This window comes from Halomonas sp. THAF12 (genome assembly GCF_009363675.1).
In the GTDB taxonomy this organism is placed as follows: Bacteria; Pseudomonadota; Gammaproteobacteria; order Pseudomonadales; family Halomonadaceae; genus Halomonas; species Halomonas smyrnensis.
Genome location: NZ_CP045399.1, coordinates 1208735 through 1224373, shown reverse-complemented (window position 1 = coordinate 1224373; position 15639 = coordinate 1208735). Strand labels below are relative to the sequence as shown.

The window sequence follows — 15639 nt, the reverse complement described above, 5'->3', positions numbered from 1 at the left end:
AACCATTAGCCGTAGGTCGCCCTTCGATCCTGGCCGGCGTCCTCGGCGGCCCTCTCATCGGCGTCGGCGTCGGACGCAGCCCCCGCCGGCGCCGCGTCATCGTAGTAGACGATATGCGGCTCGTCGGGCGGCGGCGGGCCGACCAGCGGCTCGGCCACCTCGACGTCCGGCACCGCCTCGGACAGATCCTCGACGTGCTCGTGCTCCAGCGCGCCCTGCACCCACTCCTCGGTGACCGCCAGCTCGGCGGCGCTGAGCGGCGTGGCCGGCGAGAACGGCGCCACCGGCACCGGCGCCGGGCGCACGCTGCGCCGCCAGGCGAAGAAGGCCACCAGCCCGACGCCCAGCGCGCCCAGCGACCAGAACAGCCCGCCGTCGCCCACCAGCGTCATCACCGGGCCGATCGCCGAGGGGCTCAGGGTCGCGCCGATGGCGTTGATCAGCAGCAGGCCCTGGCTCATGCGCACCAGCGCGCCCGCCGGGGCGCGGTCGGCGGCGTGCCCCACCGCCACCGGATACAGCGAGAAGACCCCGCCGCCGAGCAGGAACAGCAGCGCGGCGAGCCCCCAGGGCGGCAGCGGCAACAGCAGGATGCCGGCGCAGATCAGCGCGCAGAAACCGCCGAGCCCGATCAGCACCAGCTGGCGGTCGTGGCGGTCCGACCAGCGGCCCACCGGGTACTGCAGGCACATGGCGCCGAGCACCACCAGCGCCATCAGCTGGCCGACGCGGTCGCCGCCGATGCCGCTGCGCTGCAGGTAGAGCGGCAGCAGCGTATAGACCGCCGCCACCGCGATGCCGGAGCCGAAGCTGCCCATCACGCCGGTGGGCGTCAGGGTGATCAGGCGCAGCGGCGACAGCGGCTCGGCCTTCTCCAGCAGCGGCGTGACCCGCGGGATGATCGCCATGGGCAGCACCGACAGCGAGGCCAGCAGGCCGACCAGCATGAAGGGCTCGGTGGGCGCCATGCCGCGGGTCAGGCCGAACAGCAGCTGGCCGATCGCCCCGGCGGCGAACACCACGATCATGTACATCGCCAGCAGGCGCCCGCGCACCCGGTCGTCCCCGGCGGTCAAGAGCCAGCTCTCGATCACCAGGAACACGCCCACCGTGGCCCAGCCGGCGATCAGGCGCAGGGCGAACCAGGCCAGGGGATCGGCGAACATGCCCTGCAGCAGCACCGACACCGCCAGCAGCGAGGCGAAGCTGCCGTAGGCGCGGATATGGCCGATCGCCAGCAGCAGGCGGTCGTTGACCATCGCCCCCACGCCCAGGCCGATGAAGTAGGCCGAGGAGACCCAGCCGATCACCTGCGACGAGGCCCCGGCGGCGTCCAGCCTAAGGGTGGTGAGCGTGGTCAGGAAACCGTTGCCGATGCCCAGGATGAAGAGTCCGAGCAGCGGCCCCAGGGCCATGAGCAACAGCTGGCGTGACATGCGCGAAGGCCTCCGACGAGCCGTGAGACAACGCCGCCGCCGGGGATGGCGGTGACGGGAATTCGCGCACGAATATACGCCCGGTCACGGGCGCCGCCAATCCTCCCGGGAAGGCTTTTTCGCGACACTTCGATGACGATAACGGCGTGTTATCGAACGAAGCGTCCTCATGCCTTCTGCAGCAATACGACGTCGCCGGCCGGGAAGCTCACCGTCAGCTGCCAGCGCTCGGCGAGCCAGCGAAAGCTCGCCTCGTCGAAGAAGCAGACGTGGGTCGGATCGAGGATGTAGTGCCAGCCGGCGAAGGCCTCCACGCCTGGCGGCACCCGCTTGGTCATCAGCCCCAGCCAGCCGCCGGGCGCCAGCAGACCGAGCAGGCGCTCGAGCTCGTCGCCGGGCGCGAACAGGTGCTCGACCACCTCGGTGGAGGTGATGAAATCGTAGCTGCGCTCGAGCGCCGCCGCGTCCGGCGCGTAGAAGGCGTCATAGATCGCCATCGGGTGGCCGGCCTCCTCGAACATCACCGACAGCGTCGGCCCCGGGCCGGCGCCGAAGTCGAGCCCACGGGCGCCGGGCGAGAGCTTCGCCGCCAGCGGCTCGAACAGCCGCGACAGGAAGCGACGATAGCCGGGGTCGTCGGGGGAGTTCTGGTGCTGGTCGTAGACCGCCTTCTCCTCCGCCGGCCCGAGGCGCTGATGGGCCGGCACGAACACCAGGGCGCAACGTCGGCAGCGGCGATAGTCGCGCCGCGCATCGCGATGGTAGGGCGCGTGGTCGGTGGATGCGCATAGCGGACAGGTCGGCATCATCGTATTCTCTGTGGCAGGACTCACTTTCAGGAGGCATGCATGCTGTCAGGTCTGGACCACCTGGTCATCACCGTGACCGATATTCCCCGCGCCGTGGACTTCTATACCCGGGTACTGGGGCTGGACGTCCGCTATCGCGATCAGGAGCGCGTGGACCTGATGCTCGGCGACATGGCCCTGCGCCTGCACTGGACCGCCACCGATATCCAGCCCCGGGCCGCCACGCCCACCCCGGGCAGCCTCGATCTGTGCCTGCGCAGCCAGCTGCCCCTCGACGAGGTCCAGCGCCACCTCGAGGCGCTCTCCATCGAGGTCGAGCTGGGGCCGGTCAGTCGCCAGGGCGCCATCGGCGAGATCGAGTCGCTCTACCTGCGCGACCCGGACGGCAACCTGCTCGAGATCAGCCGCCCCAGGCGCTGAGGGATCGGGCCACATCGCCGAAGGCGCTCCGACCCGGCGGGTGCCGATGCCGGGCGTAGGCTTTTACCCACCTGGCCGAGGGCTTTTACCCACCTGGCCGAAGGCTCTTGCCGGCGTCGCCGATGGCATACGGTGGCATCGCCAACGCAGGCCAGTATCATGAGCAACACGCTATTCACCCTTTCAAGGACGACCGATGAACGAGCATGACCCCGCGCGCCACGACGCCGTCGTCGCCGACGACGCCCCGGCCCCCGACACCACCATGGCCATGGTCGTCTATGCCCTCTACCTGGCCAGCTTCGTGGTCGGCTTCACCGGCATCATCGGCGTGGTGATCGCCTACATCTATCGCGGCAAGGGCCCGTCCTGGCTCGACGAACACTACCGCTACCAGATCCGCACCTTCTGGATCGGCCTGGTCTACGCCCTCGTCGCCTCGCTGCTGACCCTGGTCGTGATCGGCTTCCCGCTGCTGATCGCGCTGGCGGTGTGGATGATCATCCGCTGCGTCAAGGGCTTCAAGGGCCTGCAGGAGAAGCGCGCCCCCGACAACGTCGACACCTGGCTGATCTGATCCATGGCCGACACGCAACACACCCCGGGGCGCCTTCAGGCGCGGCTGATCGCCGGCCTGTGGCGCGCCCTCGCCGACTGGCGACCGGCCTCGCTGTGGCGCCTCGCGCGCATGACCGGCCCGCTGGTGCAGCTCGGCAGCCGGCGCGAGCGCCGGGTGACCCGCATCAACCTGGCCCAGGCCTATCCCGACTGCCCCGAAGGCGAACGCCGCCGCCTGGCGCGGCGCAGCCTGGTGCACTCCAGCGCCACCATGCTCGAGCTGGGCCTGGCCTGGATGGGCGAGCCGGACCGGGTCGAGGCCAGCATTCTCGAGGTCCATGGCCGCGAGCTGCTCGACGAGGCCCGCGCCGAGGGGCGCGGCGTCATCGTGCTGGCGCCCCACTTCGGCAACTGGGAGGTGCTCAACTTCTGGCTGTCCGGGCACTTCCCCTTCACCGCCATGTACGAGCCGCCCAAGCTCGCCCCACTGGACCCGATCATCCGCGGCGGCCGCGAGCGGCGCGGCGCCGAACTGGTGCCGACCAACCCGCGCGGCGTGGCGGCGCTGCTCAAGGCGCTCAAGCGCGGCGAGACGGTAGGCATCCTGCCGGACCAGACGCCGAGCTGGGGCAGCGGCGTGTTCGCGCCCTTCTTCGGCCGCCAGGCCTACACCGCCACCCTGCTGCCCAAGCTGGTGGCCCGCACCGAGGCGCGGGTGGTCACCGGCGTGGCCAGGCGCGTGCGCGGCCGCGGCTTCGCGCTGCACTTCCTGGCCGCCGACGAGCGCGTCTACTCGAGCGACGAGACCACCTCGGCGGCCGGGGTGAACGCCTGCGTGGAGGCCGCCATCGCCCTGGACCCGGTCCAGTACCAGTGGGAGTACAAGCGCTATCGCAAGACCCCCGAGCAGCTCGAGGGCCGCGCCGACTGGAAGCGCTTCCGCGTCTACAAGTAACCCCGTCGGCGCCGCGGGGCGGAACCATCCCGGCGGCGTGCTGACCAACTCCGGTACGCCTTGACGACAACGATACCCATAACACGACAAGCCCCCTGGACCGGCTCGCGCAGGGAATGCCGGCGGGATTCCAAGGAGAGTCACCCCATGACATCGCTGTTCCATTTGCTGGCCCTCTCGCTGGGGGCGACGCTGGCCATGGAGGCCAGCGCCGAGCCCGCCGCCGAGCAGGGCCTGTTCGAGCGCGTCACCGACCGCGCCGAGCGCCTGGCCGACGCGCCCTATGAGGCGCCGGACGCCGACCTGCCACCGGCGCTGACCGAGCTCGACTACGACGCCTATCGCCAGATCCGCTTCCGCCCCGACCGGGCCGTCTGGCACGACGACGGGCTGTTCGAGGTCCAGCTGTTCCATCCCGGCTTCCTCTACGACCAGCCGGTCGCGCTCAACCTGGTCGACGGGGACGGCGAGGTCAGTGCGCTGACCTTCGACCCGTCGCGCTTCCGCTACGACGACGAGGCCGCCGGGCTGGCCGATCTCGACCCCGAGGCCCTCGGCGATCTCGGCTACGCCGGCTTCCGCCTGCACTACCCGCTGAACAGCGGCGACTACCGCGACGAGTTCATGGTGTTTCTCGGCGCCTCCTATTTCCGCATGGTCGGCCGCGATCAGGGCTACGGCCTCTCGAGCCGCGGGCTGGCCATCGACACCGGCGCGCCCCGCGGCGAGGAGTTCCCGGCCTTTCGCGAGTTCTGGCTGGTCGAGCCCGGTCCCGATGACACGCACCTGACGGTCTACGCCCTGCTCGACAGCCCCTCCCTCTCCGGCGCCTATCGCTTCGAGATCGCCCCCGGCGAGCCGACCACGGTCGAGACCGAGGCGCGGCTGTTCGCCCGCGAGGACGTGGCCAAGCTCGGCATCGCGCCGCTGACCAGCATGTACATGCACGGCGGGCTCGGCGAGTACCCGGCGGACGACTATCGCCCGCGGGTCCACGACTCCAGCGGCCTGGCCATGCAGACCGGCGACGGCGAACGCATCTGGCGCCCGCTGAGCAATCCCGCGACGCTGCACCTGTCGAGCCTGCAGGACGCCTCGCCCCGGGGCTTCGGGCTGATCCAGCGGCCGCGCCAATTCGAGGCCTACCTCGATGCCGAGGCCCGCTACGAGACGCGCCCCAGCGAATGGGTCACGCCGCTGGGCGACTGGGGTCAGGGCCGCGTCGAGCTGGTCGAGATCCCTTCCGACAGCGAGGCCAACGACAACATCACCGCCTACTGGATCCCCGAACAGCCGCTCGAGGCCGGCCAGTCGCGGACCTTCCGCTACCGGCTGAGCACCCTCGGCGCCACCCCGCCCGAACAGCGGCTCGCCCATGTGCTGCGCTCGCGTCAGGGCTGGGGCGCCACGCCGGGGCAGGACGATCCGCCGCCCGAGAGCCAGCGCGTCTTCATCGTCGACTTCCAGGGGCCCACGCTCGACGGCCTCGAGGCCGACCAGGCGGTGGAGCCGCACCTGACCACCTCCAGCGGCGAGCTGATCGAGCCCCGCGTCCAGCGCCTGCCCGACGGCACCTGGCGCGCCAGCTTCCGCCTCGCGCCGGAGGACGGCACCCCGGCCGACATGCGCCTGGCCCTGACCCTGCACGGCGAGCCGCTGACCGAAACCTGGAACTATGTCTGGTATCCCGATGAGCGCCGCTGATTGCCGCAACGCCGCGGCGCCCATTCCCTGGCGCCGCACCCGCCGCTGGGCCGTCGCCCTGCTGATCGCCGCCACCACCGCCCTCGGCGTGTGGACCATGTTCCGCATCCTCCACGTCGGCGGCCTGACCCCGCTGGAGCTGGCGGTCATGGCGCTGTTCGCGGTGACCTTCGGCTGGATCGCCGTGGCCTTCTGGAGCGGGCTGATCGGCTTCACCCTGAGCCTCGCCGGCCGCGACCCGCTGAGCCTGGCCAGGGCCGGCTCGCCCCGGCCGCCCGACGACGCCCGCTCGCGCACCGCCCTGGTGATGCCGATCCACAACGAGGACGTCGAGCGGGTCGCCGCGGGTCTGGAGGCGACCTGCCGGGACCTGCCGCCGATCTCCGAGCGCCGGCACATCGAGGCCTTCGTGCTCAGCGACAGCACCGACGAGTCCGTGGTGGCCGAGGAGAAGGCCGTCATGGCCGCGCTGCAGCGGCGGCTGGCCGGCCACTGCCGGCTGCACTACCGCCATCGCGACAGCAACGCCGGCCGCAAGGCCGGCAACCTCGGCGACTTCTGCCAGCGCTGGGGGCAGCGCTACGACTTCATGCTGGTGCTCGACGCCGACAGCGTGATGAGCGGCGATACCGTGCATGAGCTGATCGCCCAGATGGAGGCCAATCCGCGCCTCGGGCTGCTGCAGACGGTGCCGATCCCCGTGCGCCAGGACAGCCTGTTCGGCCGTGCCAACCAGTTCGCGGCGGCCGTCTACTCGCCGATGCTGGCCGCCGGCCTGAGCTTCTGGCAGTCCGACGCCGCCAACTACTTCGGCCACAACGCCATCCTGCGCGTGGCGCCCTTCATTCGGCATGCCGGCCTGCCCGAGCTGCCCGGACGCCCGCCGCTGGGTGGCGACATCCTCAGCCACGACTTCGTCGAGGCCGCGCTGCTGCGGCGCGCCGGCTGGGAGGTGCGCATGCGCACCGACCTCGGCGGCAGCTTCGAGGAGATGCCGAGCCATATCCTCGACTACGCCAAGCGCGACCGCCGCTGGGTCCAGGGCAACCTGCAGCACCTGCGCCTGCTCGGCGCCGGCGGCCTGCACCTGGTCAGCCGGGTGCACTTCCTGTGCGGCGCCCTGGCCTACCTGTCGTCGCTGATCTGGCTGGCGATCCTCGTGGTCAGCACCGCCGATGCCCTGCTGCGTGCCCTGATCGCGCCCAACTTCTTCACCTCCGACGCCCAGCTGTTCCCGGACTGGCCGATCGCCCCGCCCAACCTGATCATGCCGCTGCTCGGCGGCACCCTGGCGATGCTGCTGATGCCCAAGCTGCTGGGCGTCGTGCTGGCCCTGTGCCGGGCGCCGTCCCGCTACGGCGGACGCGGCAGGCTGGTCGCCAGCGCCCTGCTGGAGGCGCTGTTCGCGATGCTGATCGCGCCGCTGATGATGGTCTTCCACAGCCGCTTCGTGATCGAGGTCTTCAGCGGCCGCACCGTGGCCTGGAACCCCCAGTCACGCGAGGGACGCGCCCTGCCCTGGCGCGAGGCGCTGCGCCACACCTGGCCGGGCAGCCTGATCGGCCTCTGCTGGGCGGGCGTGACCTGGTGGGCCACGCCGACCTTCTTCTGGTGGCTGACGCCGGTGTGGTTAGGGCTGCTGCTGGCCGCGCCGCTGGTGCGCTGGAGCAGCAGCCTGACGATCGGGCGTGGCCTGCGCCGGCGCGGCCTGCTGCTGGTGCCCGGCGAGACCGCCCCGCCGGCGGTGCTCGAGGCCGAGCCGGCGCCGCTGGATCTCGAGCCCGCCGACGAGCCCGCCGTCCCCCCGGCCGAGCGACCCTGCGAGATGCCGATCCAGTCCTTCGGCAGCGACTGGGCGCGGTCGGCGAGTGCCGAGGCCCGCGCCGTCCAGGGCGAATGACCGTCACGCTGCCGTCGCGCGGTGGCCGGGGCGACGACAGGGATGTTCGTCGCCCGTCAAGCTGCTAGACTCGGCCCATTCGCTTGACGGGGTGCCGGTGGAACCGGCTGAGATGGCGCAGGCTCGCGCTCGACAACGCTCGAGACAGCCCCCAGCGCTGGTCCCGTGGAACCTGATCCGGGTGGGTGTGGCAGACGCCGCACGTGAACCGGCGTAGGGAATCAGGCGGCGGGCCGGCGCGCCCTCCTTGCGCCCGGCGCTCCCTCCCCGCTTCCGCTACGCCCGTGCGTCATGCACGCCCTCCGGCATCCGCTCTCATCGGAATCGGAGGCAAGATGGACCGTCGCTTCAGTGATCTCACCGCCGCCTGCCAGGCCGACTGGCGCGCCTACACCGAACACGACTTCGTCCGCGGCCTGGGCGCCGGCACGCTGGAGGCGGACGCCTTCCGCCACTACCTGCAGCAGGACTACCTGTTCCTGATCCACTTCGCCCGCGCCTACGCCCTGGCCGCCTACAAGAGCCGCGACCTGGACGAGCTGCGCCAGGCCTTCGACGGCCTGAAGACCATCCTCGACGTCGAGCTGGACCTGCACCGCGGCTTCTGCCGCGACTGGGGCATCACCGAGGACGACCTGGCGGCGCTGCCCGAGGCCCGCGCCACCCTGGCCTACACCCGCTTCGTGCTCGACGCCGGCAGCCGCGGCGACCTGCTCGACCTGCGCGTGGCGCTGGCCCCCTGCCTGGTGGGCTACGGCGAGATCGCCAACTGGCTTCAGGCCCAGCCGTTCACCGTGCGCGGCGACGCCAACCCCTATGACGCCTGGATCGCCATGTACCAGGGCGACGAGTTCCAGAGCGCCATGCAGGCCGAGATCGCCTGGCTGGACGCGCGCCTGGCCGAAGTGACGCCGGCGCGCTTCGACCAGCTGGCGCGGCTGTTCCGCGACGCCACCCGGCTGGAGATCGACTTCTGGCAGATGGGGCTGGATCGCGCGGACTGAGAGATATCTGCCGAGTGAATGAGGGGCGCCGGGGGCAGCTCGAAGAGGAGGTCCTACGCCATGGATGGCGTCGGTAGCGTACAGGGAGGTATTCACAGCGCCTCCTCGGAGAGCTGCCCCCGGATCAGCCCCGAGCCACATGCACGAGATAACGATGATGACACGGCCCGCCCAGCGGCGGGCACCACCACGCTTGACGGGGTGCCGTTGAAGACGGCTGAGATCATGCGGCGCGAGGCGCCCGAGCATGGGTCCCGTTGAACCTGAACTGGCTAGGACCAGCGTAGGGATCAAGCGACAGGCGGCGGCGCCTCGGCGCCGGCCGCCCCTGTCCTCCCCGACGGTCCTCCCTGACGAACCACTCAAGCCAAGGGAGCACGACCATGAGCAAGACCCCCCATTTCCTCAACGAGAGCGCCCGCGTCGACGAAGCCGCCGTGGCCCCGCTGCCGGGCTCGCGCAAGGTCTTCGTCGAGGGCTCGCGGCCCGATATCCGCGTGCCCTTCCGCGAGATCGGCCTGTCGCCGACCCGCACCTCCGGCGACGGCCCGGATGAGCAGAACCCGCCGCTGCTGGTCTACGACACCTCCGGCCCCTACACCGACCCCGAGGCCGCCATCGACCTGCGCCGCGGCCTGCCCGAGCTGCGCCGCGGCTGGATCGAGGAGCGCGGCGATACCGAGTTCCTCGACGGCCCGACCTCCGAGTACGGCCGCCGCCGCGCCAACGACCCGATGCTCGCCCCGCTGCGCTTCGAGCTGACCCGCACGCCTCGCCGGGCCAAGGCAGGGAAGAACGTCACCCAGCTGCACTACGCGCGCCGGGGCATCGTCACCCCGGAGATGGAATTCATCGCCATTCGGGAAAACCAGAAGCGCCAGGCGTTGGGGTCGGAAGAGGTCGAGCGCATCCTCGGCCACCAGCATCCGGGCGTGGCCTTCGGCGCCCGCCTGCCCGAGGAGATCACGCCCGAGTTCGTGCGCGACGAGGTGGCCGCCGGCCGCGCCATCATCCCCAACAACATCAACCACCCGGAATCCGAGCCGATGATCATCGGCCGGAACTTCCTGGTGAAGATCAACGGCAACCTCGGCAACTCGGCGGTCACCTCCTCCATCGAGGACGAGGTCGACAAGATGACCTGGGGCATCCGCTGGGGCGCCGACACCATCATGGACCTCTCCACCGGGCAGAACATCCACGAGACCCGCGAGTGGATCATCCGCAACGCCCCGGTGCCGATCGGCACCGTGCCGATCTACCAGGCGCTGGAGAAGGTGGGCGGCGTGGCCGAGGACCTGACCTGGGAGGTGTTCCGCGACACCCTGATCGAGCAGGCCGAACAGGGCGTCGACTACTTCACCATCCACGCCGGCGTGCTGCTGCGCTACGTGCCGCTCACGGCCAAACGCACCACCGGCATCGTCTCCCGCGGCGGCTCGATCATGGCCAAGTGGTGCCTCTTCCACCACCGCGAAAGCTTCCTCTACGAGCACTTCGAGGAGATCTGCGAGATCTGCAAGCAGTATGACGTCGCCTTCTCGCTGGGCGACGGCCTGCGCCCGGGCTCGGTGGCCGACGCCAACGACGAGGCCCAGTTCGCCGAGCTCGAGACCCTGGGCGAGCTGACCCGCATCGCCTGGCGGCACGACGTCCAGGTGATGATCGAGGGCCCCGGCCACGTGCCCATGCACCTGATCAAGGAGAACATGGACAAGCAGCTTGCCGAGTGCGACGAGGCGCCCTTCTACACCCTCGGGCCGCTGACCACCGACATCGCCCCCGGCTACGATCACATCACCTCCGGCATCGGCGCGGCGATGATCGGCTGGTACGGCTGCGCCATGCTCTGCTACGTGACGCCCAAGGAGCACCTGGGGCTGCCCAACAAGGACGACGTCAAGACCGGCATCATCACCTACAAGATCGCCGCGCATGCCGCCGATCTCGCGAAGGGGCACCCGGCCGCCCAGCGCCGCGACAATGCCCTGTCGAAGGCGCGCTTCGAGTTCCGCTGGGAGGACCAGTTCAACCTCGGCCTCGACCCGGACACCGCCCGCGAGTACCACGACGAGACCCTGCCCAAGGACTCGGCCAAGGTGGCCCACTTCTGCTCCATGTGCGGGCCCAAGTTCTGCTCGATGAAGATCAGCCAGGAGGTCCGCGATTCGGTCTTCAAGGACGGGGCCGCGGATAACGGCCTCGACGGCGATCGTGAGTCGGCAGAACGAGAGACGATCGAGCGCGGCATGGCCGAACAGGCCGAGAGGTTCCGCGACCAGGGCGCCGAGCTGTACATACATAATGAACAGTGAGGTCTGACCTCGCGCCTTGATGCAGAACGCCGCGCCGGCAATCAGCCGGCGCGGCGTTCTTGTAGGCCGCCAGTCTGGTTCAGCTTGCCGCGGGCGAGGCGGCAACCGCCACGTCGTCTTGCGTCGAATCGCGACCGCCGGGCGCGAAGCGCAGCAGCCGCAGGGCATTGAGCGTGACCAGCACGGTGGCGCCGGTATCGGCCAGGATCGCCAGCCACAGCCCGGTGATGCCGAGCAGGGTGGTGACCAAGAACAGCCCCTTCAGCCCCAGGGCGATGGCGATGTTCTGGCGGATGTTGGCCATGGTCGCCCGCGCCAGCCGGATCAGCGCCGCCGCGTCGCCCACCCGGTTGCGCAGCAGGGCCCCGTCGGCGGTCTCCAGCGCCACGTCCGTCCCCGAGCCCATGGCCACGCCCACCTGGGCGCTGGCCAGCGCCGGGGCGTCGTTGATGCCGTCGCCGATCATCATCACCCGCTCACGGCGGGCCAGCTCGCGGATCGCCTCCACCTTGCCCTCCGGCAGCAGCTCGGCGCGACGCTCGATGCCGAGGCGCCCGGCAATGGCCGCGGCGGTGCGATCGTTGTCGCCGGTCAGCATCACCGAGCGCACGCCCAGCGCCGACAGCGCCTCCACGCCGGCCATGGCATCACGCCGAGGCTCGTCGCGCAGGGCGATCGCCCCCACCGCCACGCCGTCTTCGATCGCCACGATCACCGTCTTGCCCTCGGCCTCGAGGGCCTCGAGTCGCTCTGCCAGCCCCTCGGCCAGCGTGCCGCGTTCGGCCGCGTGGCGCGGCGCCCCGACGAAGGCCCGGCGGCCCTCGATCCGTGCCTCGACGCCCTGCCCGGGCACCGCCCGCGCCTCGGTGGCGATCCCGGGCGCGACGCCGAGTGACTCCGCGTGCTCGAGCACCGCCAGCGCCAGCGGATGGCTGGCGTCGCGCTCGAGGCTAGCCGCCAGGGCGATCACGCCTTGCGCCGTCACTTCATCGCCCGCCGGGACCACGTCGGTCACCCGCGGCCGGCCCTCGGTCAGGGTCCCGGTCTTGTCGAAGGCCACCGCCTCGGTGCGGGCCGCGGCTTCCATCACCGCCCCGCCCTTGAGCAGCAGCCCGTGACGCGCGCCGCAGGAAAGCGACGAGGCGATCGAGGCCGGCACCGAGATCACCAGCGCGCAGGGGCAGCCGATCAGCAGCAGCGCCAGGGCGCGATAGGTCCACTCGCCCCAGGCGCCGCCCAGCGCCAGCGGCGGCACCACGGCCACCAGCACGGCCAGGCCGACCACCGCCGGCATGTAGACGCGGCTGAAGCGGTCGATGAAGCGCTCGGTGGGTGCCCGCGCCTCCTGGGCCTCCTCCACCAGCCGGATGATGCGCGCGATGGTGTTGTCCTGCTGCGGCCGGGACACGCGCAGCCGCAGCACGGCATCGTGATTGATCGAGCCGGCGAACACCTCGTCGCCCTCGCCCCTGGCCCGCGGCACCGACTCGCCGGTCACCGGCGACTCGTCGATCGACGAGCGGCCCGCGAGGATGGTGCCGTCGGCGGGAATCCGGTCCCCGGGGCGCACCACCACCACCTGGCCGACCGACAGCCGGGACGCGTCCACCGTGCGGGTCTCGCCGTCGGCGGTCTCGAGCCGCGCCTCCCCGGGCACCAGGTCGGCCAGCGCGCGGATGCCCGAGCGGGCCCGGTCGGCCGCCACGCCCTCGAGGATCTCGCCGACCGCGAACAACAGCACCACCATGGCCGCCTCCTCGGCGGCGCCGATGAACAGCGCACCGACGGCGGCCAGGGTCATCAGCATCTCGATGGTGAACGGCATGCCGAGCCGCGCCGCCGTCACCGCACGGCGGGCGACCGGCGCCAGCCCGATCAGGCAGGCCGCGAGGAAGGCCCAGTGGGCAAGCTCCGCGCCGACGCTGAAGCGCAGCAGCGTGGCCACGCCCAGCGCCGCCCCGGTGGCCAGCACCTGGCGCCCCTTGCCGGTGGCATACCAGCGCCGGGGAGCCGGGGCGCCGGCCGCCGGGGCGCCGGCCGCCGGAGCGCCGGCCGCCGGCGAGGACGCATCACCATGATCGCGCGCCTGGTGCTGATCGGGGTCGTTCCCGGCACAGCAGCCCGCCTCCGCCGGAGCCTCGGCAACGCCCCCCGCCGCTGGGGTCTGACGACGCACGCCATAGCCCAGCCGTTCGACCAGCGATTCCACGGCCTCGGGCGACGTACGGCCGACATCCAGATCGAGGGCCAGCGAGCCCTGCATGACCGAGACCCGCACGTCTTCCACGCCCTCCAGACGCTCCAGGGCGCCGCGGATCTTGCCGGCGCAGCTCGGACAGTCCATGCCCTCCACGCGCCACCGATGTTGCCGGGACGCCTCCTTCTCGGCTTCCTGCACGGCGTCTTGCGCCATCCTGACCTCCTGGGGCCCGTCATCGAAACAGGGCATCAGCCTAGAGCCTGTAGCCGCTATAGACTCAAGCGGTACATGGGCCTTCACGGAGGGTGCCCGCGACACGCCGGAGAGAAGCTCCTGCGCCAGGCAAGGCGTCGGGCGCCACGAGGAGGTATTCATGTGTCTCCGGTGGGCCGGCCCCGCTCGACGGCTTGTCGCCGAGGCGCACCTGGTCCGCTATGTTCACAGGTGGCACGGCATCTGCATGTTCAGGAAAACCCCCACAAGAGGCGATCGCCCATGCCGGAACCTTCCCTCTCGACGCCGCTGGCCGCCGGCGCCTTCCGCGAACGGGCCCACCGCCATCTGACGATGCTCTATGGCCCTCGCGCCGACGAGGTGCTGCGCCGGCTGCTCACCCTCCTGGCGCATCAGGCCCCCATGACGCCCCCGGATGGGGAGGCGCCGCCCGCCCGGCCGCTATGGAGCGAACGCGACCAGTGGCTGATCGCCTACGGCGACAGCCTGATCGACGGCGAGCAGGCCCCCCTCGACGTGCTCGACGACTTCGTCATCGGGCGCCTCGGGGAGACCTTCAGCGGCGTGCACCTGCTGCCCTTCTTTCCCTGGAGCAGCGACGACGGCTTCTCGGTCATCCACTACCGCGAGGTCGACCCGCAGCTGGGCGACTGGCCCCAGGTGAGGCGCCTGTCCAGCCGCCTCGATCTCGGGGTCGACCTGGTGCTCAACCACGTGTCCCGCGAGTCGCTGTGGTTCGCCGACTACCTCGGCGGCAACCTGCCCGGGCGTGACTACTTCATCGAGATGGACCCCGACACCGATCTCTCGGCGGTGGTGCGGCCGCGCAGCTCGCCGCTGCTGGTCAAGGTGCCCACGCGCCGCGGCCCCCGCCACCTGTGGGCGACCTTCTCCGAGGATCAGATCGACCTGAACTTCGCCAATCCCGATGTGCTGCTGGAGTTCGTCGGCATCCTGCTGTTCTACCTCTGCCAGGGCGCGCGGGTGATCCGCCTGGACGCCATCGCCTACCTGTGGAAGCAGGTCGGCACCTCCTGCATCCACCTGCCGGAGACTCACGAAGTGGTGCGGCTCTTGCGCGCCATCGTCGATCACGTGGCACCGGGCACGCTGATCCTCACCGAGACCAACGTGCCCCACCGCGAGAACATCAGCTACTTTGGTCTTGAACGTCAGGGTCTTGAACGCCTCGAAAAAGACGGCACGCCGCCGGACGAGGCCCACCTGGTCTATCAGTTCCCGCTGCCGCCGCTGCTGCTGCACACCTTCACCAGCGGCGAGGCCGGCACCCTGGCGGCCTGGCTGCGCAGCCTGCCCGAGCTGCCACCGGGCTGCAGCTTCCTCAACTTCACCGCCAGCCACGACGGCATCGGCGTGCGCCCGCTGGAGGGCTGGCTGCCCCACCACGAGGTCGAGGCGCTGCTCGAGCTGATGCACCGCTTCGGCGGCTTCGTCAGCATGCGCACCAAGGACGACGGCGAGGACTCGCCCTACGAGATCAACATCACCTGGTTCGACGCCATGAAGGGCACGCGCCGCGGCGCCGACCCCTGGCAGATGCCGCGTTTCCTGTGCAGCCAGCAGCTGATGCTCGGCCTGCGCGGCATCCCCGCGCTCTATCTGCACGCCCTGACCGGCACCCTCAACGACATCGAGGGCATGGAGCGCAGCGGCCGGCTGCGCTCGATCAACCGTCATCGCTGGGATCGCGGCGCCCTGGAGCGACTGCTCGACAGCCCGCACACCTCGACCCACCAGGCCTTCACGGCCCTGACGCGGCTGCTCGAGGTGCGCCGCGACGAGCCCTGCTTCCACCCGGACGTGGCCCAGCGGGTGATCGAGACGCCGGCCACGCTGCTGGTGGTCGAGCGCGGCCCGCTGCCCGACGGGCGCCGCCTGCTGGCGATCCACAACGTCACCGACCGCCCCCAGCCGCTGGCGCTCGAGCCGCTCGGCGAAGGCGAGTGGCGCGACCGGATCGGCGGCGAGGCGTGGCAGGCCGACGATGCCCTGCCGCCCTACGGCGCCCTGTGGCTGGTCAACATTGGCGGGTAAATCTGCCGTCAGCGGGAAAACGGCGTAACGAACACCGCCCCCATGGCCA

At 71.0% G+C, this 15639-nt stretch carries 11 protein-coding genes and 2 riboswitches; of the genes, 8 read left to right on the top strand and 3 right to left on the bottom strand.

Translation table 11 applies throughout. From position 1 onward, the window contains the following. Nucleotides 1–5: 5 nt before the first annotated feature. Both FIU88_RS05495 and FIU88_RS05490 read right to left on the bottom strand, forming a co-directional pair. On the bottom strand, nucleotides 6–1436 hold the full coding sequence (locus FIU88_RS05495; protein WP_016856070.1) for an MFS transporter: 1431 nt from the start codon (nucleotides 1434–1436) through the stop codon (nucleotides 6–8). A 167-nt stretch (nucleotides 1437–1603) separates the two neighbouring features. Next, the gene (locus FIU88_RS05490; protein WP_152478469.1) at nucleotides 1604–2245 is read right to left on the bottom strand and encodes a class I SAM-dependent methyltransferase; all 642 of its coding nucleotides are present in this window, start codon (nucleotides 2243–2245) and stop codon (nucleotides 1604–1606) included. 39 nt (nucleotides 2246–2284) lie between these two features. Here FIU88_RS05490 and FIU88_RS05485 point away from each other — a divergent pair, with 39 nt between their 5' ends. From FIU88_RS05485 to thiC, 7 genes are all read left to right on the top strand, one after another. Then, the gene (locus tag FIU88_RS05485; RefSeq protein ID WP_016856072.1) at nucleotides 2285–2665 is read left to right on the top strand and encodes a VOC family protein; all 381 of its coding nucleotides are present in this window, start codon (nucleotides 2285–2287) and stop codon (nucleotides 2663–2665) included. 196 nt (nucleotides 2666–2861) lie between these two features. Continuing rightward, nucleotides 2862–3242: a DUF4870 domain-containing protein gene (locus tag FIU88_RS05480; RefSeq protein WP_152478468.1), complete on the top strand. Its 381-nt coding sequence runs from the start codon at nucleotides 2862–2864 to the stop codon at nucleotides 3240–3242. A 3-nt stretch (nucleotides 3243–3245) separates the two neighbouring features. Continuing rightward, nucleotides 3246–4178, top strand: coding sequence for a lysophospholipid acyltransferase family protein (locus tag FIU88_RS05475; protein WP_152478467.1), 933 nt, complete (start codon nucleotides 3246–3248; stop codon nucleotides 4176–4178). A 147-nt stretch (nucleotides 4179–4325) separates the two neighbouring features. Next, entirely contained in the window at nucleotides 4326–5882 is a 1557-nt protein-coding gene (locus tag FIU88_RS05470; protein WP_152478466.1) for a glucan biosynthesis protein, read from the top strand. After that, nucleotides 5869–7782 carry a glucans biosynthesis glucosyltransferase MdoH gene (mdoH, locus tag FIU88_RS05465; RefSeq protein WP_152478465.1) on the top strand — a complete coding sequence of 638 codons (1914 nt, stop codon included), beginning with the start codon at nucleotides 5869–5871 and terminating at the stop codon, nucleotides 7780–7782. The genes FIU88_RS05470 and mdoH overlap by 14 nt, the downstream gene beginning before the upstream one ends. Before the next feature lie 77 nt (nucleotides 7783–7859). After that, a riboswitch (TPP riboswitch) is annotated at nucleotides 7860–8020 on the top strand. Between the two features lie 97 nt (nucleotides 8021–8117). After that, nucleotides 8118–8786, top strand: a complete 669-nt coding sequence (gene tenA / locus FIU88_RS05460; protein WP_152478464.1) for a thiaminase II — start codon at nucleotides 8118–8120, stop codon at nucleotides 8784–8786. A 187-nt stretch (nucleotides 8787–8973) separates the two neighbouring features. Then, nucleotides 8974–9093: riboswitch (TPP riboswitch) on the top strand. A gap of 76 nt (nucleotides 9094–9169) precedes the next feature. Then, nucleotides 9170–11101, top strand: coding sequence for a phosphomethylpyrimidine synthase ThiC (gene thiC, locus FIU88_RS05455; RefSeq protein ID WP_152478463.1), 1932 nt, complete (start codon nucleotides 9170–9172; stop codon nucleotides 11099–11101). Nucleotides 11102–11180: 79 nt separating this feature from the next. Here the strand turns inward: thiC and FIU88_RS05450 are convergent, their stop codons facing one another. Beyond that, nucleotides 11181–13514 (bottom strand): heavy metal translocating P-type ATPase, encoded by a 2334-nt coding sequence (locus FIU88_RS05450; protein ID WP_152478462.1) that lies wholly within the window; start codon nucleotides 13512–13514, stop codon nucleotides 11181–11183. Between the two features lie 282 nt (nucleotides 13515–13796). Here FIU88_RS05450 and FIU88_RS05445 point away from each other — a divergent pair, with 282 nt between their 5' ends. Further along, entirely contained in the window at nucleotides 13797–15590 is a 1794-nt protein-coding gene (locus tag FIU88_RS05445; protein WP_152478461.1) for a sugar phosphorylase, read from the top strand. Nucleotides 15591–15639 lie beyond the last annotated feature (49 nt).

Coding starts and splice junctions, on each gene's coding strand:
- FIU88_RS05450 (WP_152478462.1), bottom strand. CDS start 13,514: ATGGCGCAAGACGCCGTGCAGGAAGCCGAGAAGGAGGCGTCCCGGCAA.
- FIU88_RS05445 (WP_152478461.1), top strand. CDS start 13,797: ATGCCGGAACCTTCCCTCTCGACGCCGCTGGCCGCCGGCGCCTTCCGC.
- FIU88_RS05470 (WP_152478466.1), top strand. CDS start 4,326: ATGACATCGCTGTTCCATTTGCTGGCCCTCTCGCTGGGGGCGACGCTG.
- thiC (WP_152478463.1), top strand. CDS start 9,170: ATGAGCAAGACCCCCCATTTCCTCAACGAGAGCGCCCGCGTCGACGAA.
- mdoH (WP_152478465.1), top strand. CDS start 5,869: ATGAGCGCCGCTGATTGCCGCAACGCCGCGGCGCCCATTCCCTGGCGC.
- FIU88_RS05475 (WP_152478467.1), top strand. CDS start 3,246: ATGGCCGACACGCAACACACCCCGGGGCGCCTTCAGGCGCGGCTGATC.
- FIU88_RS05485 (WP_016856072.1), top strand. CDS start 2,285: ATGCTGTCAGGTCTGGACCACCTGGTCATCACCGTGACCGATATTCCC.
- FIU88_RS05480 (WP_152478468.1), top strand. CDS start 2,862: ATGAACGAGCATGACCCCGCGCGCCACGACGCCGTCGTCGCCGACGAC.
- FIU88_RS05490 (WP_152478469.1), bottom strand. CDS start 2,245: ATGATGCCGACCTGTCCGCTATGCGCATCCACCGACCACGCGCCCTAC.
- tenA (WP_152478464.1), top strand. CDS start 8,118: ATGGACCGTCGCTTCAGTGATCTCACCGCCGCCTGCCAGGCCGACTGG.
- FIU88_RS05495 (WP_016856070.1), bottom strand. CDS start 1,436: ATGTCACGCCAGCTGTTGCTCATGGCCCTGGGGCCGCTGCTCGGACTC.